A 19,493-nucleotide genomic window follows, 5' to 3' on the forward strand; every position below is an offset into this window, starting at 1 on the left:
GGCTCTGTCACAACAAATGGTTGGTTTTTGACGAGAAATAGCGTATAATAATAGTAAGAAACAGTACCACCGAAGGAGGTAATTGGATATGCCTACTATCAAAGACGCATTAGATATTATCGGTAAGTTGACTGTCGCAGAGCAGGAAAGCCTTAAAACAATGCTTTTAAGTCCTGCCTTTGTAAAGTCTTTGAATATTGAAGATTTCGTAGCAAAGGAACGCTTTGCAAATGGTCGTGTATGCCCTCTTTGTGGCTGTATCCATGTGGTTCGCAATGGTCATCGTAAAGATGGCACACAGCGATATGTATGTAAGGATTGTGGCAAGTCCTTCGTGATTGCTACGAACTCCATTGTGTCTGGTACAAGAAAAGACTTGTCCGTGTGGGAGCAGTACATTGATTGTATGATGAATGGCTTATCCATTCGTAAGACTGCTGTTGCTTGTGGGATTCACAGAAACACCGCATTCCTTTGGAGACACAAGATTTTGGATGCACTTCAGAATATGGCAGACGATGTTACCCTTGACGGTATTATTGAGGCTGACGAAACTTTTTTCGCCATCTCGTACAAGGGCAATCATAGCAAGAGTAAGACATTTGCTATGCCACGCAAGGCTCATAAGCGTGGTCATTCTACACATATCAGAGGCTTGTCCCAAGAAAAGGTATGTGTTCCTTGTGCGGTTAATAGGAATGGCTTGTCTATCTCCAAGATTACGAATACTGGTAGAGTTTCTACAAGAGATTTACATCATATTTATGATGGTAGGATTAAGACCAATTCCACTCTTGTTACGGACAAGATGAACTCCTATGTGAGATTTACAAATGCCAATGGCATTGACCTTGTGCAGTTAAAGACTGGCAAAGCCAAGAAAGGCATTTATAATATCCAACATATCAATAGCTACCATAGCCAGCTAAAGAGGTTTATGCGTGGCTTTAACGGTGTTTCTACCAAGTATCTGAACAACTATCTTGTGTGGAATAACCTTGTAAATTACGCCAAAGAAAGCGACATGGAGAAAAGGAACATCTTCTTAACTTTCGTTTTGGCAACATTGAAAACTGCTAAATGCAGAGATTTATCAAACAGACCAGCAGTTCCTCTGGTCGCCTAATTAGAATTTGTGGAGATGATAAGATGGTCAATATAACAGATGTAAAACAGATTCTTCAATTTGCAATAGATGCGGAGATTAAAGTCTTTCTTGATGGTGGCTGGGGTGTAGATGCTCTTCTTGGATATCAGTCAAGAGCCCATAATGATATTGACATTTTTGTAGAAAAGAACGATTATCAGAACTTTATAGAAATAATGAAAGCTAATGGCTTTTATGAGATTAAGATGGAATATACAACATTGAACCATACTGTATGGGAAGATTTGAAAAACAGAATTATTGATTTGCATTGTTTTGAATATACGGACGAAGGTGAAATTCTTTATGATGGGGATTGTTTTCCGGTAGAAACTTTTTCGGGTAAAGGAAGAATTGAGGAAATAGAGGTTTCCTGTATTGAACCATATAGTCAAGTAATGTTCCATCTGGGATACGAGTTTGATGAAAATGATGCACATGATGTGAAGTTATTGTGTGAGACACTTCATATCGAAATTCCAAATGAGTATAGATAACTGCAAATAACAGTTTGTAGGGGAGTTCTGATACTCCCCTATAAAAATGGCTATTTATCAACTGTTTGTTGTGACATAGCCAACATTTAAAAATCCAACTTACGTTATCCCTGCATGCCACGAATCAGCATGTAAGGGACTATATCATGCCGCATATGAAAGGGTATGATATAAATGAAGTAGTTCAATCAGTACTCTCATATTCAGAAAGACATAATCGTAGCGTTACTATAGCATATTTGCTTATACCGGGTGTAAATGATCGTGCGAATGATGTAAAACAGTTGGGAAGATGGTTTCGTGACAAAAATGTATTGATTAATCTTTTACAATACAATGAAACGGATTGTAAAGCAGTTCGAAGACCAAACAAACAGGAACTCGTTGCATTTCGTGATAAGTTAAATAAGGTGGGACTTACTGTGAAAATCAGAGAATCCCGAGGTGGCAATATAAAAGCCGCATGTGGTCAATTGGTAAGTAGATTAAATAACCGCAATATGAGTGCACCCAAGAAAAAAGGAGCTTCGGAATTGGATACAGGTTCGTCGAACAATGCTGGATCTTCGAGTAGATTGAAGCCAAGTAAGAGACGTTATGTAAACAATAAAAGCAAGAATGGAAAAAAGGGTTCATCGCATAAATAAGAGCATGTCGGAGTGTGATCTAGTATTTGCGTTCACTGATCTGCATGAACTTCACAAATGGAGGCTCGATTATGAATGAATTTGTTGATATGCATGTCCATTCAAAATTCTCAATTGATGGAATGTCTACGATGGAGGATTATTGTCTGATTGCCGGCAAAACGGGTACAAGAGTTATTTGTTTTACTGAACATGTGGATTTTAATTCAGCGGAAAAGAATCTTTCAATTGTTAAGGATAACAGAAAACAGAACTTTGTTGTTGATGATTATTTCCGTGAAATAAACCGCTTGCGAAAAAAATACGGTTCGTTAACTTTGCTAAGTGGAATTGAGTTTTCGGAACCCAGCTTGTTTCCAGAAGAGTTTGCCTTATATAGTTCATATCCTTTCGACTGTATAACGGCCGGGATACATCACTGCTATAATTCAGTCTTTCCAGGAGCGGGAAATTTGTCTGTATCAAAAGCAATATATGAGTACTATCAAATAATGCAAAAAACAGTCGAGCTCGGGGGCTTTCAAGTGCTGGCCCACTTGGATTTCCCCAAATTATTTTTTGACAAATGGGTTATTGACGACGATGTACTGGATATGATTCTTTCAACAATGATTGATAAGAATATTTTGTTGGAAGTAAATACTTCTTCTCTTAATGATTCATGCGATGAACCAATGCCATCATACTCTGTTATAAACAGATATGTTCAGCTTGGTGGCAATAAAATTGTTATTGGTTCTGATGCTCATAGTTCAGATAGGTTGTCCGGTCATTTTAGAGATGTTGTACCGCGTTTGCCTAATAGAATTCAAATAGGCTATTTTAGGGAAAGGAAGTTTATCCCGGTGTTAATGGATTGATGTGCTAGGCTTCAATAAGCACATCCGAATATGGGTGTTTGCTTAAGCCTGAAAAGCATTAAATTCAATGTAAAAGAGGAATCATCGATAATGAAAGCAGACGAAACTAAAAGAAAAAGAGAAATATTATTGGGAATTAACCCGTGTATATACGGGTTAAACTACCATGATCCTGCTGTTGTCGTGTTGATTGATGGTAGGGTAGTTTTTGGAGTTGAAGAAGAACGTTGTAATAGGGTGAAACACTCTAAAGGTGTGTTTCCTTCTTTAGCTTTAGCTGAATGTCTAACTTATTGCAACCTAACTTGGGATGACATAGATGCCGTTGTTATTGGGTACGAACCTGCCCTTTGGATGAATCGTCTAAATCTTGAGCTCCTTGATATTATAAATCCATTTGTGAGCTGTGTATCTAATTCGATTCAAATCCGTGGAAGCGAAATAGTGGAAAAAATAATTAGGACAAATATTGTTGATAGATATACTTTTTTTCGCTCTCAAGAAAATGTTCGAAAACTCATTATAGAAAAATGTTCGGCTCTTGAGACCACAAAAGTAATGTTCTGTGAACATCACTTGGCCCACATTGCGTCAAGCTATGAAGTTTCTGGGTTTAGTGAGGCGGTTGGAATTGTAGTAGATGGTATTGGCGAAACGGCGGTTACAACTTTATGGCGAATTCAAAATCATCAATACGAAAAAATATTGCAGATAGATTATCCTAATTCGTTAGGCTATTTTTATGCCATTGCAACTAAGTTCCTAGGTTTCGAGCCGTGGGGTGGTGAGGGCAAGACAATGGCTCTGGCTGCATATGGAAAGAAAAACAAGGAAATTGCAGACAGATTAAAATCTGCTTTCACGTTAAACGGAGCCTTCTATGATGTATCACATTTTATGCATAATCATAATGCTGGTTTTCTTATGATGAATGAAGATGAACTGATTCATGAGTTGGAAGCTTTATTAGGATTTTCAGCGCGAGAAAAAGATGCTTCCATTACCGATGAACACATTGATTTTGCGTGGTTTGTTCAAGATTACTTAGAAAGAAGCGTTATCCGATTAATAAATTATGCGGTTCAAAAGACAGGAATAGTTAATGTCTGTGCTGCAGGCGGAGTTTTCATGAACTGCAAAATGAATATGGTTATAAGAGAGACATCTGAGGCAACTAATTTTTATGTTCAACCATTATCTAGTGATATAGGATTGACCGTGGGAGCAGGCTTATATCATACATCTCAAAAGCATCGCTTCTGTATGAATAGTTTGGACTTAGGACCCGAGTATAGTGACAATGAAATTGAGGAGGCACTCATAAGATCTAGCTTTAAATCAATCGTTCCGATTGACTTAGCTTCAACAGTGGCAGAATTCATTGCTGAAGGGAAAATCGTTTGTTGGTTTGAGGGAAAAATGGAGATGGGGGCAAGAGCATTGGGTAGCAGATAGATGAATTGGATCCATATGATATTACCGTAGCAAACATTATTCTTCAAAACTTTGAAGAACTGATTGATGCTGGTGGTACTGCCGGAGGCAAACGCATAAAGAAATTTGCTGAGTTGGTATCAGCAAAAAAAGAAAAATGCGATTCATCGTTGCTGGATATTTCTATAGGTGGAAGGGCAATTCAGAACAGGATAAAGCGTATAGTATCCTTGGATGTGAATTCATTTAGAGGGTTTGCGACAAGTAGAACCTTTAATCTTGAAAAACAGTATGTCCTTTTATATGGACCAAATGGATCGGGAAAGACAAGCTTTAGTGAGGCTTTGGAATATGGTCTTCTTGGAAGTATCGAAGAGGCTGAGGCAGATCATATTAAATTATCAACATATATCAAGAATACCTCAACCAATAAGGGAATAGCTCCGGTAATCCGTTGTTTGTTTGAAGATGGAACTGAAGCCGATGCCAGCGATGATTATGAGGCATATAGATTTGCTTTCATAGAGAAAAACCGTATAACAGATTTTTCACATATAAGTGGCCTTAATGCTAAAAATCAGAGCGAGCGCATGGCTGCTTTGTTTGGTCTGTCAGAGTTTTCTGGCTTTGTGCAAGATTTTACAAAGAATTTTGATGAAAGATATCTTTCAATAAAATCGTCCACGGAAGAGTCGTTTAGGGAACAGCAGGCTGTTAGAGATGGGAAAAATAATGAATTATCTGAGCAGGAAAAGGGACTGAAACAGATAAAGGATGAGATTAAAAAAGCGATTGATGGTTTGGCCAAGGAACATGATGAGATAAAAACGATTCAACAGGCTATAGACTTCTATGATGACGCTGAAAGTGGAATCTTGACTAAAAAAATACAAAGAAAGGATGCTGAAACTGTTAAGCCTATTGAGAAGGAAAACTTCAACTCAATTAAAAATAATTGCAATGAAATAATAAACTGTCTCAACTTGATAATTGAGAAGAGAAACGAGTTGGCAAATAAGGCAATGGAGCTGAATTATAAACAACTATATGAATCCATTGCGCAACTGGACGAGACAGACGCATGTCCTGTTTGTGGGACTCCAGTGAGTAAGGCCGAAAGGAATCCGTATTCTTATGCAAAGGAAAAGATAGAAGAATACAAGGAAATTGACAATATTAAGCAACTTATAAAGGATAAATCCGCCGAATGTAAAACAAGTATTGATGAATTGGATTTATTGTTTAAGGCTAACACAGAACTAATGGATTTGTTGGGTGTTACGATTTCAGATCTTGTTACAGTAGCAGCTTCTGATATTGAGAAATATGAACAGTCTGTAGAACGGTGGTTTGATATTTGCATGATTTTCAAGGCTCTCAATGATGAAGATGTAGAAACCAAGATTAAAGACTATAACAACGCAGCAGAAAAGAAGAATGCTGCATATTCGAAGGAAGTAGAAAAGCTGCAAGGCAAGGAAAAAGAGCTGGTTACATTATCCACTCAACTATCGGAGAAAGAGAAGCTAGTTGAAGATAATAAGGCTTTTATTGCGGAGTTTGATAAAAAAAGCGACGCAACCTTAAAGAAGATTCAAGCAGAAAAAAAGCAAGCCGAATATAACGGTAAAATTATGGAGGCATATCAAAAGATAGTGGCGAATCTTTATGAATATGCTGATAAACTACCGGAATTGATTGCTCAGGATTTGGAAAGCAAGATTGTTGATTACTACAACGTTATAAACAAAGGGGATGCCGACTTTGAAATGCTGTCGAGTCTTAACCTTCCGTTTGGTGATTCAAACAAATTGACTATAACTTTTATGGATGGAAGCACTTCTGATGCTTTACAGGTTTTAAGTGAGGGTCATATAAAAATACTTGGCTTATCTATTTTGTTAGCGAAGGCAGTTAAAGACAATCTCAACTTTATCATTTTTGATGACATTGTAAATGCCATTGATGACGAGCATAGGAATGGAGTTGCAAACCTCATTATGGTTCACGAGGATTTTAAGGATAAGCAAATAATACTATCTACTCATGGCGAACAGTTTGTTCTGAAATTGAAAGATAGACTTGGATCATCAAGAACGAGTAGGGACGCCATTATATATAAATTCCTTCCGGCAGATACATTACAAGAAAGAGGAGTTGTGGTTGAGTATTCTGATGCTAAAACTCCAATTGAAGCTGCAAAAAAGAAGTATGAAGAGAGTGAGTTGAAGGATGCAGCATCAAAATGCCGACAGGCTATGGAAAGTGTTTCTTATAATTTATGGAACAAGATTTCCAATACTTCAAATGGAGAGATATCAGTTGCTATGAGATCGCCAAAGTCTCAACCGGATCTGTTTTCAATTGTTAATGCTCTTATAAAGAAAACCAAAAAGATACAAGGTATGGAGAGTATTACGGAAAAGCTGGAAGCAATAAAAGAGCAAGATAACTGGCGAGTTCTTAACAAGGGAACACATTTTGAAGACGAACAGTCAGAATTTGAAAGGGCAGATGTGAAAAATGTTTTGGATATTCTGACAGCTTTAGATGATAGCGTCAGAGAATTAAAAATACAAGAAACGGCTGTGGTGTAAAGGAGCAGTGGAAAATGGTTGGTGGATATAACGTAATAACCTTATGTGGAAGCACAAGATTCAAGGATGAATTCTATGAGGTACAAAAGCGACTGACACTTGAAGGCAACATAGTTATATCCGTCGGATTATTCGGGCATTCCGGCGACTCCGAAGTATGGGACGGAATGGATGAAGGAACTTTATCTAAGACCAAAGAAATGCTTGATGATATGCATAAACGCAAGATTGATTTGGCTGACGGCATATATGTGATAAATGTCGGTGGTTACATCGGCGATAGTACAAGGTCAGAAATAGCATATGCCAAAGCTCATGGTAAAAAGGTGGAGTATCTCGAAAAGTAGGTGTAGATATGGGACTTTTTTCGCATAGCAGCAATAATAATGGAGATATAGATTTCAAGAGGCTTAGGTCAGATCTTATGGATGAGTATGGTGCACAAATGGCAGCATATTCCGGTGGCTTTGGCTTCCTTGAGATGTGTGACGCACAGGATGCTACAGAAGATCAGCTTCTTGAAATGGCAAGAAGAGAGGGAATCAATCTCAATAAATACAGAAAATGATACATGAGCAATATGGGAGAGGGAGTTGAAAAACTCCCTCTCTGGTTATGTTCTGCCTGTATTATGCTCTGTACTTATCTGCTGTTGATCGCGATCGTGGGAATTATCCTTTCCGACATACTGCTCAACATTTGCCATTTTTTGTTGAAGAGCCTTTGCATTTTTTTCGGCAGATTTATATGTTCTTTCAAGGGTTGCCTTGCGAGTCTGCATAGCCTCATAGTCAGCACGGATTTCAGATGCGTCAACGGATTTTGGATCAAGCCCCATTTTGCGGAGCATACGCTCAGCACCGTCATACAGGATAAGCTGTGTTTCGTGCATACGGAGATATCTGTCCGGATCCTTGGATTTCTTATACTTTTCTTGAAAGGGTTTATTGTCTCTGTACTGTTCCGCATAGAGGAGCAGTTCGGAGACTTTTTTCATTTGATGCTCCAGCTCTACAAGCTCGGTACGGGCGGACTTTGCCTCGGTTGTTTTTTTATCAATATGCTTCTGAAGCTCAGAAAGATTATCTGCGGCCGCATAGCTGGTAGCGGCAGTCTTGAGGTTTTTGACAGAAGCCCAGTGTTGCAGACCAGGGCTGTTCTGAAATCTTTCTCCGGTAGTGTCTATAAGTGTTCTGTTTGCGCCGGTACGGGTGAGGATATCTTTTTTTGGTATCTTGATTCGTGTTTTTTGCTTGGGGGCTTCTGTGACTTTTTGCTCCTGTGACGTTTTTTCTTGATTCTTCCATTTCTCTGGATTTTCAATCCTGTCTTTGATTTCTTCTTTTGTATAACCTGCTCCAAAATTGCGGGAGCTGCCACGCACAGGTCGCTCCTGGCCGGGGGCTGTGAACTTTATGTATTTTGCGTGAGTGTCTCCGATTTTATCGCCAGTGACAGTATAGCCTTTTTCTTTGATTAGGCGCAAAAAATCTTCGTAGGATTTGGAGATTTTAATGCATTCGTCAATATCCTCTTGAAGCCGCTTTTTCCAAGATGTGCCTTCCTGCTCAGCTTTCCACTGAACATATTTTTTGCCTTTTCTGCCACTTGGTTCGATGATGGAAAGACCATGTTCTTTGCATAGTTCATCACTAAGCTGCCTGATGTGATAATAGCTTTTCTTGCAGGAATTGTATTTTTTGTGATCTATGTTATCGGCGGCGCAAAATATAATGTGATTATGAGGGTGGCCTTTATCGGTATGGGTTGCGACAACATAGGAGTATTTGCCACCGAGCAGTTTGTCAGCAAGTTCGATCCCGATACGATGTGCTTCTTCATGAGAAACCTCGCCTTTTGCAAAAGACTGGATCAGATGATAAGCCTGATTTTTGTCAGATTGCTTTGTTCGGGAAAGAGCATAGTCAAAGTCATGTCTGGCTGTTTCGGGACTACAGCCAAATGAATCAACGAGCAGTTGCTGCTCGGTCTTATCCGGATTGCAAATATAAGCTACAGCTTTTGTAACGGTACTTTTGATAGCATGGATTCGTGTGTATGCCATATCTTATCCATCAACTCCTTTATCTCATTTAGATCTTCTTCGTAAGCGTTTCCTGTTTTCATAATCCGCTCTCTGATCATGTTTATGTTTCTGCCAAGGGCGGCTATCTGGTAGTTGTATTCCTTCAGTCCGTTATAGTCGATGTCATAGACATAACCGTATAGGATCATGTGACGAATATACTCGGATTTGTTCCTCATGTGAGAGGTTTTGACCTTTTCATCAAGCACATATTGCTCATTGTCGCTGAGGAATACTTTTAGCTCATTGGTGCGGTCTCGCTTGCCGCTCATATATACCACTTCCTTTCAAAATTGCCGTTTCCGGCGTGAGTGTTTTTGAAGCAAAACTGTTCATATTGCGGTAGGAGAATATGAAGCGGTTTTGCATTAACGGGGGTCAGGGGGCGTAGCCCCTTGCAAGCTCATTTGCTGCCATTTTGCCGGTAGGGAAAATGGTCAGTAAATGTGGATGTGTGGGAACACATCCAATGCTTGGTATTCTTCTTGCAAATCGGTTACGATTTGCGGGTTCAGACTGCCATAGGGCAGGCGGCTTTGAACCCATAACGCCGTATCCGGCGATTGTTCTTATGCATTTGTACTGTGGGGATATAAAGGGAAATAAAAAACTGCCACAGTACGGGCGCACGGATGCACCGGTAATAGTAGCAGTTTAGGTGTCTTATAAAATCTGAACTGAGGTCATGTTAGCAGAGCGGGAGCATGACGTCAATTATTTTCCGGAATGTTCTCAAGATATTTTCCGACTACAACAGCATTATCGACCACTTCATCAAATGAGAGCCTGGCTGCATATGTCTCATCAGCGATGTAATTGCTCCAGTCATTTGCAAGAGATTCTTCTGCTTTTACATCAGCGCAGATGGACTCATATTTTTTCAAAAGATCAAAGGATCCTCTTTTCTTGGCAGTATGCTCTACAGCTAATTTAAAATGTGCCGGATTGATGGAATCCCTGTAAAGATGGAAGAGAACATACAGATCATAGAAGTCCCTTGATCTGGTATTTCCGATGCCTCTGCGGATAACTGTTTCATATTTTTCTGCAAGGATCGTTTCCAAAGTATAGGCATATACATCAATGTCCTTTTCATCGAACATGGTATGAAAAGAATACTCGATAGCTGCAGGTGTGATCTCATCCCCGGTGGTGATGTCAATCTTCATTTTGTTCTTTATCTTGCCGTACTCTGCAACAAAGTGAACTCGGAAATTGTTGTAATCATCATCTTCACGGATAGGCTCGATCTTCTCAAACCGGAAGATGATTCCGTCTCCGGTATTAATGTCAAAGATCTCTTTTACGATCTTTTCAATGTTTTCTTCGTCCATATCTATTCCACGGACGGTTGTATCCATGTCCATGGTGGTCCTTTCAGAAATGCCGATCATGGAAGAAATCAACAGACCGCCCTTAAGGACAAAGTTCTTTTTATATGGAGAGAGGGATAATCTCTCCAGAATACGCTCGAACATAAAAATCTGTAATACTTCCTGAGCGTGAAGATCTTTCTCTTTGGCTATATTGCGGATTGCGCCTTTAAGCTGCTCCGGTGTTTTCATCTGTGGTGCTCCTTTCAGCCTGTCAGTATATCCATGTAGTCTCTGACAGGTCTTTCTATATGGAAGATCTTAGCATATCTGATAAGCTGCGCATGGTCGTTAGTTCGGTCATTAAAGTATTCGCGCAGAGCCTGCAGATATAGCTGTTTATCAATCTTGTCTTTTTTCTTGATCAGGTCAATTATACATCTTTCCTTATCATATAGACGGACTTTGTTTCCGTCCGGTGTCAAGGTCTCTGTAATGCCAACACTCCATTTATCGGCATTTATATAATGTAATCTGATATTCTTATTGTCCTTTTTTAACCGGGTTGCATTAAATCCCTGTGGCACGGAGACATCCCATACGTGGGGAGTACGGTCGGACATATCCCAAAGGTAAAGGGCAGTGCCATAGGAATAAACTACTCTTGGGTTGTTCGCCTGTATGATCTGGAGATCATCCGGGAACTCATCTGCATAATAATATATTCCACGAGCTTCTTTTACAAGAATGCCTTCATCAATAAAGGTGGGTATCAGTACACGACTGATACCTGCTTTTTCTATCTGGGATGTTGTGATCATGCCGCCGGTCTTCTCGGCCATTTCTTTTAGCATTTCAATTCTTTGTTCTCGAAGTTTTGACATTTTATATCACCTCCTCGAAACTAACGCGCTTTAATTATATAATAGTAAAGTCTAAATGTAAAGTTTTGAAAGAAAAATAATTTTTTTCAAAATTTATACCCACATTTGGACCTCGAAAATACTTCTCTGTAATGAAGGACGGAATCAGGAGCCATTCGTAGAAAGGATAACTATGAGCGGCTATGAATTCGATCCAAAAGATAAAGATGGGAGTCTAAGGGACAGGTTTGACTGTTACTGCAAGGAGGTGATCGGTAGAGCAGCACACAACCTGGTATTCAAACAGGCACAGTACCTGATCCTTCATTTTGGCGGCGGTGAGATAGATCCGTCGATGATGATGCATGAAGATGAGCATGACAACCTGTACGCAGTAAAAATGACAGTACGGGGCAAGGATGTCTTCATTGGAGATGAGCGCCTTGCAAAATTGCTCCCCAAATTACAGAAACGAAAGCGTGAGATTTTACTTATGTATTACCTGCTGGATATGACGCTTGAGGAAATCGCTAACGAGCTGGGCATTGAGTACGAGACAGTAAAATCTACAAAATCGAAGGCGATTAAAGAATTGAGGAAAGGAGCGGCAAGTGAAAGTGAAGAGGCGTAAATATACTCCGCCGGAGGCTGATCTCATCAGGCCAGCTATTACCGGCAATATTGTTGCGCTGTTTGATGTGAGAGCGCACTATGACAGGCTTATGCGTTATAAGTTGAACAAAGAGATAATGGCCTTGTCAGAGGCTATAGGCTTCAGCCCCGATATGTTTGACTTTGACAATCTCCTCGGGGATGTTGGCGTTATCCTCGATAACGCAGTAATGAACTTTAAGGAATAATCAACTATAACGATAACTCCTGATTCCTATCGCCTTCATTATTTATTATTTGTCATTCTCATAAGGTGCATAAGCCTAAAAGCGGTGTAGCAGCTGCAGGTGTCACTTATGTACCTTTCGGGCTGACAAGTCCGGCGTTAGGAATTACCACCGTAACGGTGGCACTGAACTTTGAAAACTGAATATTGTTGTACTTTGCAGAACAACCGGAGCGTTAAGCCAAACAGCAAGTACGCCATGATGCGGCTCTTATATTTAGGAAGAAAAGCGAATTTCTCTATGAGCTGTGGAGCGTCGTATATGTTGCTGAGAATGGGATTGGGGATCCTATGGCGATGATGCGTTCCTTAGTTAAAGTTACTTCCCCGAAGAATGGGGGCTGAAGAAGCTGGTGGAATTCCAATGTGATCTGTACCCAGGATCACTGCAAAGTATTTTTTTAAGAAAAAGGTTTATCGGTCAATAAAAGCGCATTTGCGAAAGAGAATTTGAGTTTTAGGGGATAAGTGCGCCTTTATTGGCTGATTAGCCATGAAATATTATAGCGAGAGGAGCATAAGCCTATGGCGAAAGAGAAAGATGAAGAGAGCCTCGTTAAGTGCATCTATAACGATATGGTCTTTTATGTGCCGAGTGATGTCTTTTCTATTGTTCTCCTGCGGACGCAAAGATACTCAACAAAGAAATATGTTAGGTATAAAGAAGGCGCAGAACTGTATAGCATGAGCGAGAGGAAGTTTACTGATCTGGCAAACAATTCCGATGCGGTTGTACATGTTGATAAGATAGCGCTTGTGGATCTTGAAAAGGTTGAAGAGTACATAAAACTCAACAATTCATAAGATTCGGTTAGGAGATTTTGCAGGACAAAAACCTTGACATGTTGTAGGACAAAAAGTATAATGAGGATGGTTGAAGGGAGGTACGCTGATTTGGCAAAGATGGGAAGACCGAAGGCAGAAAAGCCTAAGTCGAGTAAAATATCCATCCGCTTTACCGATGAAGAATTTGAGCAGTTAAAGCAGCGTGCAGACCAAAACGACCAGACCATAACAGAAACCATACGTGAAGGTGTCAGGCTACTGTTTGAAACCAAGCACAAGTAATTTTGCAAAATCTCTTTCCTGAATAGAAAGGGATGAACTATGGCAAAAATACGGAAAGACACTAAGGGCAAGGTACTACATAAGGGCGAGGACTACAAGAAGGAGAAGAAGCTTTACCGATACTCCTATACGGATCCCCTTGGAAAAAGGAGATGTATCTACTCCAAGGACTTAGGGGAACTTAGGGAGAAGGAAAAGCAGCTTCAGCGGGATCAGCTTGATGGACTTGATATGTATGTCCAGGGCAAAGCAGATGTGAACTTCGCATTTGACCGCTACATAGCTACTAAGACTGAACTTCGTAGTTCGACACGAACCAATTACCTGTATACCTATGACCGCTACGTAAGAAACGGATTCGGAAAGAAGAAACTTTCAAGTGTCAGGTATTCTGATGTGGTGCTGTTTTACAATGCTTTGCTTGGCAAGGGATTATCCGTAAGCACGGTGGATTCTGTTCATACGGTGCTACGCCCCACCTTCCAGCTCGCAGTCAGGGATAATGTCATTCGTAATAATCCTGCGGATGGAGCAATGGCTGAGGTAAATAAGAAGTGGGACGGCGAGACCGGGGTAAGACATGCACTCACAATAGAGGAAGAAAGGGCTTTCCTTGATTGTCTTAATCTTCAGAAGAATCTGAAATGGAAGCCACTGTTTACCGTGATGTTCGGTACTGGATGCCGTATAGGAGAGGTTATCGGTCTGCGCTGGGATGATGCCGATATGGATAATGGGATTATAACCATTGATCATGATGTTACCTATTATCCGAGATCTGACAAGAACTACAAATGTGAATATGAGCTTGCACTTCCAAAGACAGAGGCGGGTATCAGAACTATTCCGATGCTCAAGAAGGTCAAGGAAGCTCTGGAGCTTGAAAAAGAGAACCAGGAAAAGTACGGCTATCATTGTGTTGTAGAGCTTGGAGGAATGAAGAACTTCATCTTTTGTAATCGTTTTGGCGGGCTGCTCAATCCGGCTGGCGTGAATAAGGTAATAAAGCGCATAGTATCGGATCATAACGCAAAGGAAATAGTGGATGCAAAGAAAGAAGGCAGAGAGCCGGTAATAATACCGGATTTCAGCTGCCACATCACAAGGCATACGTTCTGTACGAGGCTTTGTGAGAATGAAACCAATGTTAAGGTAATACAATCCGTTATGGGGCATAAGGATATTCAGACAACCCTGGACATCTACGCCGAAGTATCGGAGAAGAAAAAGAAGGATATATTTGATCAGTTAAATGATCATGATGTCATTTAGGAAGAGTCCTTGATGGACTCCCAAGTACCACAAAAAAATGCTGAGTACCACATCTGTGCCACAGATATTCCAATGTATGGTGCAGTACGGTGCAGTGTAACGGCAAGTGAGAAGCTTGATAACATGTTGGGACTGCAGGATGATGCAGGGTAACGACAGTATAGTGAGCAGTCGTCCCGACTTTAAAAAACAACAGCAAAACCGCTACAGAAGCTCATACTGTGGCTAATGACAAAACAGGTTTCTTCACACCTAATAGTCAGATTAATTTCAGCAATGTTAAGATAGAGCCTCTTTTTGAGGAGACAGTTGATTTTGAAACCTTTTCAAAGTCCGATTTCAGAGCTGTAAAGGTTAAGGATTGTGTTGCGGTACCTAAGTCAAAGAAACTTCTTCAGTTTACTTTGGATGATGGAACAGGCACAGACAGGACTATCCTTTCAGGAATTCATGCTTATTATGAGCCGGAAGAACTGATTGGAAAGACTTTAGTTGCAATTACAAATCTTCCACCTAGAGCAATGATGGGAATAGAATCCTGTGGAATGTTACTTAGTGCAGTAAATAATCTTAAGGATTCAGAGGAGGAGGAACTTCACCTTCTCATGGTTGATAACCACATCCCGGCAGGAGCTAAATTGTATTAATAGAACACGAGGTTTATTTAACCAAATTGCATGAGTCGCTTTTCTTAAAAGAAATTTTAAGAAGGGCGGCTTTTTGGTTTTGGAGTGTATGTTTTACAAAAAATATACACACGCTTAATGGAAGGTGTGACAATAACCGTGGTCATTGAAACAAGAATCCCGTTAGTTTTAGCTGATGGGAGTGTCAATGTAAATGATTTCCATAAAAGATGAAAAAAAGGGATAATTATGCCGATAATAAGATTAGGATAACTATAATTGTCACATTTTGCGCCCGACAGGGAAGTGGGTACTTCAAATATTCTACAAGGAGGTAGATAAATATGGCAGGATTTAGCGGTATAGCTGCCTATCAGCAGACTAATCAAACGTATTATGCCAAGAATAAGGCGACAGAGCGTACCAAAACCCCGGCTTCTAAATCAGATAAGACTGATTCTACTAGTGGAAACAGCGATTCCAAAGTGGAAATTAAAAGCTGGTCTCCAATTGACACCGAAAGCCTACTTGTGCCAAGACAAACAGATTATGGCAATACCATAGGAGATGTGAAACTGTCTGATAAAGCAGCAGATTATCTTAATAAGCTAAAATCAAAGTTTCACAATATGGAATTTATTACTGTAAGTGAGGACATGAAAGCTCAGGTACAGCAAAATGCCGCTGCTTATGGTAATTCCAGTAAAATGGTGGTTCTTATTAACGAGGAAAAATTAGAACGTATGGCCACAGACGAGTCTTTTCGTAAGAAATATGAGGGAATTATCGCCATGTCTCAAAGTAAGATGGAAACGGCAAAAAATTCTCTTACAAGTTCCGGAGCAAGTATAAAAAACTTTGGAATGTCAGTAGATTCAGATGGCAATGAAAGCTTTTTTGCAACTGTGGAAAAATCCCAGGATTTACAAAAAGAGCGTATAGAAAAAAAAGCAGCCCAAAAGAAGGAAGAAAAGGCTAAGGAAAAGAAAAAAGCCGAGAAAAAGGCTAGGGAAGAGCGTATAGAAAAGGCTAAAGACAAAAAAGCCAAATCAGAAGATATTAAAGATACTAAGGAAACTGAAAAGATAGATGACAAGGAATATCTATCTTTTGAGGCGGATTCTTTAGATGATTTACTTTCAAAGGTAAGAGAATACTCCTATGATATTTCAGCATCCAAGGTAATGACGGATACTGAGAAAATGCTGGGGGGAAGGGTGGATTACATGGGATAATCCCCAAAAAGTTATGGAAAAGTGTTTTGGAAAAGATAGCTTAAAAGTTTGTGATAAGCTTATAACAGGATTTTATATGTAGCTAAGAATGGTTATGATTAATTAAAAGGCGAAGCAAAACAGGAAGAAGATAAATGTACGCTGTTTTGCCTAGCCTTTTTTGATGTAGCTAGAAGGATTTGTTTAGCGGCTTTTATGGCTAATATTAAATGTCAGGGGAAGGATTTGGTCAACTCAAATTTTGTTTAGTTGACTTTTTTCAAAGAACTTTGGGTAATATCGAATAGATATAAAGATTTTTTCTGGTAGATGTTTATTGAGCTTATTTTTTTTAAAATGTTATAATAATATTAGTGAAAATTAGATTTTTGTGGGGAAAAAATTGGGGAAGTTCTCAGATTTTGCAAGATAGATTAAACAGCATAAAACATAGAATTATAGCGGAGAGTAGATTAACTGAACATACAGATATTTGGCACAAAAAAGTGTAATGATACTAAGAAGGCAGAACGTTTCTTTAAGGAGCGTGGCATAAAATATCAATTTATTGACGTGAAAGAAAAGGGCATGAGCAAAGGAGAGTTTACCTCAGTTGCCCAGGCAAATGGTGGAATAGAAAATATGATTAATCCGAACGCCAAGGATAAAGATACTTTAGCACTGATAAAATATATTGCTGATGAAGATAAGTTGGAAAAGATTCTTGAAAATCAGCAAGTGATAAAGACACCGGTTGTTAGAAATGGAAAGCAGTCTACCCTTGGTTACCAGCCGGATGTGTGGAAGAAGTGGGAGTAAAAAACTGGCAAATGACTAAGAATCGCTATAGGGTGGGGCAAAACAGGTCTGAATCTAATATATGACAAAAAAGGTGTCTTAACAATAGATCTTTTTGATTTTTATTGGATGAAAGTGTTATATAAAAAATGCGTTGATTGATAATAAGGACGAGGTATCTTATAGTCAAAAATTTTTTTAAAAACCCCTATTGACTCTCACATTATGGTAGGGATTAAGGTAATAGTGAGCTCAAGAAAAACATCCATGGAGGTAGAAAATATGCTAAAAATAGGAAATTTTTCAAAATTATCCAGAGTAAGTATCAGAATGCTTCGTCATTACGATGATATCGGTTTGCTTAAACCGGCACAAATTGATGATTTTACCGGATATCGCTATTATCGTGAGGATCAGTTATTTGTTGTTGCAAGAATCACAGCACTAAAGGATATGGGATTTGCCCTGGCTGATATTGTACGAATCCTTGAAGTCTATGACGATAAGGAAAAAATAGATAGCTTTTTAATGGCAAGACAAAGGGAACTTGAACAGCAAGCTAAGGAAATGGAGTATAAACTGATGCTTCTGGATACAGCCCGAAAGAGGCTGAGAAAGGAGCCAAAAATGAGTTTTGATGTAACCGTAAAGACAATACCCGAGAGATATGCAGCTACAGTACATATGGTGGTGCCTCACTATGAGGATGAGGGAGTGGCATGGAATATGATGGGAGAATGTAAAGAACCCCTTATTCCTGCAGATCCATGTTATGCCATTGCGGAATTTCTTGACGATGAGTTCAAAGAAGAAAATGTAGAGATTATTGTATCCATGGCAGTTAAGGGTAAGTATCAGGATACGGAGCATGTTAAGTTTATGACCCTGCCTGAAGTTAAGGTGGCAAGTTGTATTGTCAAAGGTAGTTATGATCAGATGGGAGAGGCTTATGCAACAGTGGTTTCCTGGATTAAATCAAACGGATATAAAATGAACGGTCCAATGTTTAATATATACCATGTAAGCCCTGGCCAGACCCAAAATCCTGAAGAGTATGTTACAGAAGCTTGCTTTCCTGTGGAGTAATGAATATCTGGTGCCGGGAAGTTTTATAGTCTTCCCGGCGATCTTTGACAGGAGGTTTCGTATGGAATATATCAAGGTGACAAAAGAGAATCTTGAAGAGGAGCATATCTGTTGTGCCATATCAAACAATAAAGACGTGCAGGTGTCATCGAAGAAGGCATGGCTTTCGGTGCGCTTTAATGAGGGGCTAGTGTTCCTTAAAAGCGTGGAACGGGGAAAGTGCTTTATCGAGTATATTCCTGCAGAGAATGCATGGAACCCTGTTGATGCGACCGGGTATATGCTCTGTTCTGTGATGGTGAGTATGTTACGAACGAGCAAATGAATGATAAGAAGTTCTTGAAGTTGGTAGAAAGGTAACTCGGAATATATACGTATTAGCTAAAAGCCTTTTTTATATGTTCAAGGAATCTTTCGGCTATAGGAGTAAATGCCTGATAGCGGTTCCAGACAATGTATATTCTGTTTTCAAGCTTTGGTGAAAGTGGTCTGAATACAAGGCCGCTTTCCTTAGAGGTATCAATAAGATGCTCGTAGGTCAGAAGGTATCCAAGACCTTCACGGGTAAAGATTGAACCATTGTAGGAAAGCCTGAAAGAAGTTGATACTTGCAGATTTGACGGACCTGCAGATGGAGAAAGTATTCTTAAGGAAAGCAGGAATATTGAAGTAAGGAATAGCTTTTTTAATTTGAGATATCCATTCTGGCATGATGATACTCTTAAGATCTCGGGAAGTGAGATGACAGAAAACTGCAGAGCAGCACTGTGGTATACGAGCAATGCTGTAATAAGGGATACAAAGCTCCATGGGATAAAAGCTCTTCGTGAGTGTGCTGATATAAGGATAGAAAACAGCGATATCATATCACAGGAGTTTGGCTGGTCCGTAAGAGGCATCGTTATGAAGGATACCAGGGCTGTAAGTGAATATTTTATGATGAGATCAGAGAGGCTTGAGTTTGATAATGTTACGCTTGATGGAAAATATTCTTTCCAATACATTACAGATTCTGTGTTTGAAAATATGAATTACTAAAAAATGCGTTAAAATGCAAAAAATAGTAATAACAGTATTGACAACGATT

General features: G+C 39.5%; 24 protein-coding genes and 2 pseudogenes. 22 read left to right on the forward strand and 4 right to left on the reverse strand.

Annotation, left to right across the window (positions count from 1 at the left end):
- Window positions 1-88: 88 nt before the first annotated feature.
- From BM153_RS12430 to BM153_RS12465, 8 genes are all read left to right on the forward strand, one after another.
- Entirely contained in the window at window positions 89-1,126 is a 1,038-nt protein-coding gene (locus BM153_RS12430; protein WP_002837184.1) for an IS1595-like element ISSag10 family transposase, read from the forward strand.
- A 23-nt stretch (window positions 1,127-1,149) separates the two neighbouring features.
- Complete coding sequence (gene lnu(C) / locus BM153_RS12435) at window positions 1,150-1,644, forward strand: lincosamide nucleotidyltransferase Lnu(C) (protein WP_019543803.1); 495 nt, start codon at window positions 1,150-1,152, stop codon at window positions 1,642-1,644.
- 146 nt (window positions 1,645-1,790) lie between these two features.
- Window positions 1,791-2,291, forward strand: a complete 501-nt coding sequence (locus BM153_RS12440) for a hypothetical protein (protein ID WP_207649038.1) — start codon at window positions 1,791-1,793, stop codon at window positions 2,289-2,291.
- 71 nt (window positions 2,292-2,362) lie between these two features.
- Window positions 2,363-3,151 (forward strand): histidinol-phosphatase HisJ family protein, encoded by a 789-nt coding sequence (locus BM153_RS12445; protein ID WP_009322360.1) that lies wholly within the window; start codon window positions 2,363-2,365, stop codon window positions 3,149-3,151.
- 90 nt (window positions 3,152-3,241) lie between these two features.
- Entirely contained in the window at window positions 3,242-4,606 is a 1,365-nt protein-coding gene (locus tag BM153_RS12450; protein ID WP_177205698.1) for a carbamoyltransferase N-terminal domain-containing protein, read from the forward strand.
- Between the two features lie 5 nt (window positions 4,607-4,611).
- Complete coding sequence (locus BM153_RS12455; RefSeq protein ID WP_177205699.1) at window positions 4,612-7,182, forward strand: AAA family ATPase; 2,571 nt, start codon at window positions 4,612-4,614, stop codon at window positions 7,180-7,182.
- A 14-nt stretch (window positions 7,183-7,196) separates the two neighbouring features.
- Window positions 7,197-7,529, forward strand: a complete 333-nt coding sequence (locus tag BM153_RS12460) for a hypothetical protein (protein ID WP_092874583.1) — start codon at window positions 7,197-7,199, stop codon at window positions 7,527-7,529.
- Between the two features lie 8 nt (window positions 7,530-7,537).
- Window positions 7,538-7,750 carry a hypothetical protein gene (locus BM153_RS12465; RefSeq protein ID WP_092874586.1) on the forward strand — a complete coding sequence of 71 codons (213 nt, stop codon included), beginning with the start codon at window positions 7,538-7,540 and terminating at the stop codon, window positions 7,748-7,750.
- A gap of 45 nt (window positions 7,751-7,795) precedes the next feature.
- Here BM153_RS12465 and BM153_RS12470 read toward each other — a convergent pair whose 3' ends face one another.
- The gene (locus tag BM153_RS12470; protein WP_092874589.1) at window positions 7,796-9,247 is read right to left on the reverse strand and encodes a relaxase/mobilization nuclease domain-containing protein; all 1,452 of its coding nucleotides are present in this window, start codon (window positions 9,245-9,247) and stop codon (window positions 7,796-7,798) included.
- Window positions 9,196-9,540, reverse strand: a complete 345-nt coding sequence (locus tag BM153_RS12475) for a plasmid mobilization protein (protein WP_092874592.1) — start codon at window positions 9,538-9,540, stop codon at window positions 9,196-9,198. Before BM153_RS12475 ends, BM153_RS12470 begins: the two co-directional genes overlap by 52 nt.
- A gap of 161 nt (window positions 9,541-9,701) precedes the next feature.
- On the opposite strand from BM153_RS12475, the gene BM153_RS12480 reads away from it, so the two are divergent.
- Window positions 9,702-9,926, forward strand: a complete 225-nt coding sequence (locus BM153_RS12480; protein WP_143088313.1) for a hypothetical protein — start codon at window positions 9,702-9,704, stop codon at window positions 9,924-9,926.
- A 52-nt stretch (window positions 9,927-9,978) separates the two neighbouring features.
- On the opposite strand, the gene BM153_RS12485 is transcribed toward BM153_RS12480, so the two are convergent.
- Window positions 9,979-10,833, reverse strand: coding sequence for a nucleotidyl transferase AbiEii/AbiGii toxin family protein (locus tag BM153_RS12485; protein WP_092874598.1), 855 nt, complete (start codon window positions 10,831-10,833; stop codon window positions 9,979-9,981).
- Between the two features lie 14 nt (window positions 10,834-10,847).
- Window positions 10,848-11,465: a type IV toxin-antitoxin system AbiEi family antitoxin domain-containing protein gene (locus BM153_RS12490; protein WP_092874601.1), complete on the reverse strand. Its 618-nt coding sequence runs from the start codon at window positions 11,463-11,465 to the stop codon at window positions 10,848-10,850.
- A gap of 172 nt (window positions 11,466-11,637) precedes the next feature.
- On the opposite strand from BM153_RS12490, the gene BM153_RS12495 reads away from it, so the two are divergent.
- From BM153_RS12495 to BM153_RS12555, 13 genes and pseudogenes are all read left to right on the forward strand, one after another.
- On the forward strand, window positions 11,638-12,075 hold the full coding sequence (locus BM153_RS12495) for a sigma-70 family RNA polymerase sigma factor (protein ID WP_051625227.1): 438 nt from the start codon (window positions 11,638-11,640) through the stop codon (window positions 12,073-12,075).
- Window positions 12,056-12,304, forward strand: coding sequence for a hypothetical protein (locus tag BM153_RS12500; protein WP_092874604.1), 249 nt, complete (start codon window positions 12,056-12,058; stop codon window positions 12,302-12,304). Before BM153_RS12495 ends, BM153_RS12500 begins: the two co-directional genes overlap by 20 nt.
- 563 nt (window positions 12,305-12,867) lie before the next feature.
- Entirely contained in the window at window positions 12,868-13,146 is a 279-nt protein-coding gene (locus BM153_RS12505) for a DUF6462 family protein (protein WP_242622789.1), read from the forward strand.
- A 99-nt stretch (window positions 13,147-13,245) separates the two neighbouring features.
- Entirely contained in the window at window positions 13,246-13,410 is a 165-nt protein-coding gene (locus BM153_RS12510; RefSeq protein ID WP_242622791.1) for a CopG family transcriptional regulator, read from the forward strand.
- Window positions 13,411-13,449: 39 nt separating this feature from the next.
- A complete protein-coding gene (locus BM153_RS12515; RefSeq protein ID WP_092874606.1) occupies window positions 13,450-14,682 on the forward strand; it encodes a site-specific integrase in 1,233 nt (410 codons plus the stop codon).
- A 12-nt stretch (window positions 14,683-14,694) separates the two neighbouring features.
- Window positions 14,695-14,835: a hypothetical protein gene (locus BM153_RS13790; RefSeq protein ID WP_177205701.1), complete on the forward strand. Its 141-nt coding sequence runs from the start codon at window positions 14,695-14,697 to the stop codon at window positions 14,833-14,835.
- 74 nt (window positions 14,836-14,909) lie between these two features.
- A pseudogene (locus BM153_RS12520) lies at window positions 14,910-15,329 on the forward strand (hypothetical protein); the annotation flags it as partial.
- A 323-nt stretch (window positions 15,330-15,652) separates the two neighbouring features.
- Window positions 15,653-16,543 carry a DUF6033 family protein gene (locus BM153_RS12525; RefSeq protein WP_092874612.1) on the forward strand — a complete coding sequence of 297 codons (891 nt, stop codon included), beginning with the start codon at window positions 15,653-15,655 and terminating at the stop codon, window positions 16,541-16,543.
- 456 nt (window positions 16,544-16,999) lie between these two features.
- Entirely contained in the window at window positions 17,000-17,341 is a 342-nt protein-coding gene (locus BM153_RS12530) for an arsenate reductase family protein (protein ID WP_092874615.1), read from the forward strand.
- Window positions 17,342-17,602: 261 nt separating this feature from the next.
- The gene (locus BM153_RS12535) at window positions 17,603-18,406 is read left to right on the forward strand and encodes a MerR family transcriptional regulator (protein ID WP_092874618.1); all 804 of its coding nucleotides are present in this window, start codon (window positions 17,603-17,605) and stop codon (window positions 18,404-18,406) included.
- A gap of 61 nt (window positions 18,407-18,467) precedes the next feature.
- Window positions 18,468-18,689 (forward strand): annotated as a pseudogene (locus BM153_RS12540) (GNAT family N-acetyltransferase); the annotation flags it as partial.
- 2 nt (window positions 18,690-18,691) lie between these two features.
- Window positions 18,692-18,766, forward strand: a complete 75-nt coding sequence (locus tag BM153_RS14420; protein ID WP_092874648.1) for a YoaP domain-containing protein — start codon at window positions 18,692-18,694, stop codon at window positions 18,764-18,766.
- Window positions 18,767-19,048: 282 nt separating this feature from the next.
- Window positions 19,049-19,444, forward strand: coding sequence for a DUF3737 family protein (locus BM153_RS12555; RefSeq protein ID WP_334293889.1), 396 nt, complete (start codon window positions 19,049-19,051; stop codon window positions 19,442-19,444).
- Window positions 19,445-19,493 lie beyond the last annotated feature (49 nt).

Origin of the sequence: Acetitomaculum ruminis DSM 5522 (genome assembly GCF_900112085.1) — a bacterium.
In the GTDB taxonomy this organism is placed as follows: domain Bacteria; phylum Bacillota; class Clostridia; order Lachnospirales; family Lachnospiraceae; genus Acetitomaculum; species Acetitomaculum ruminis.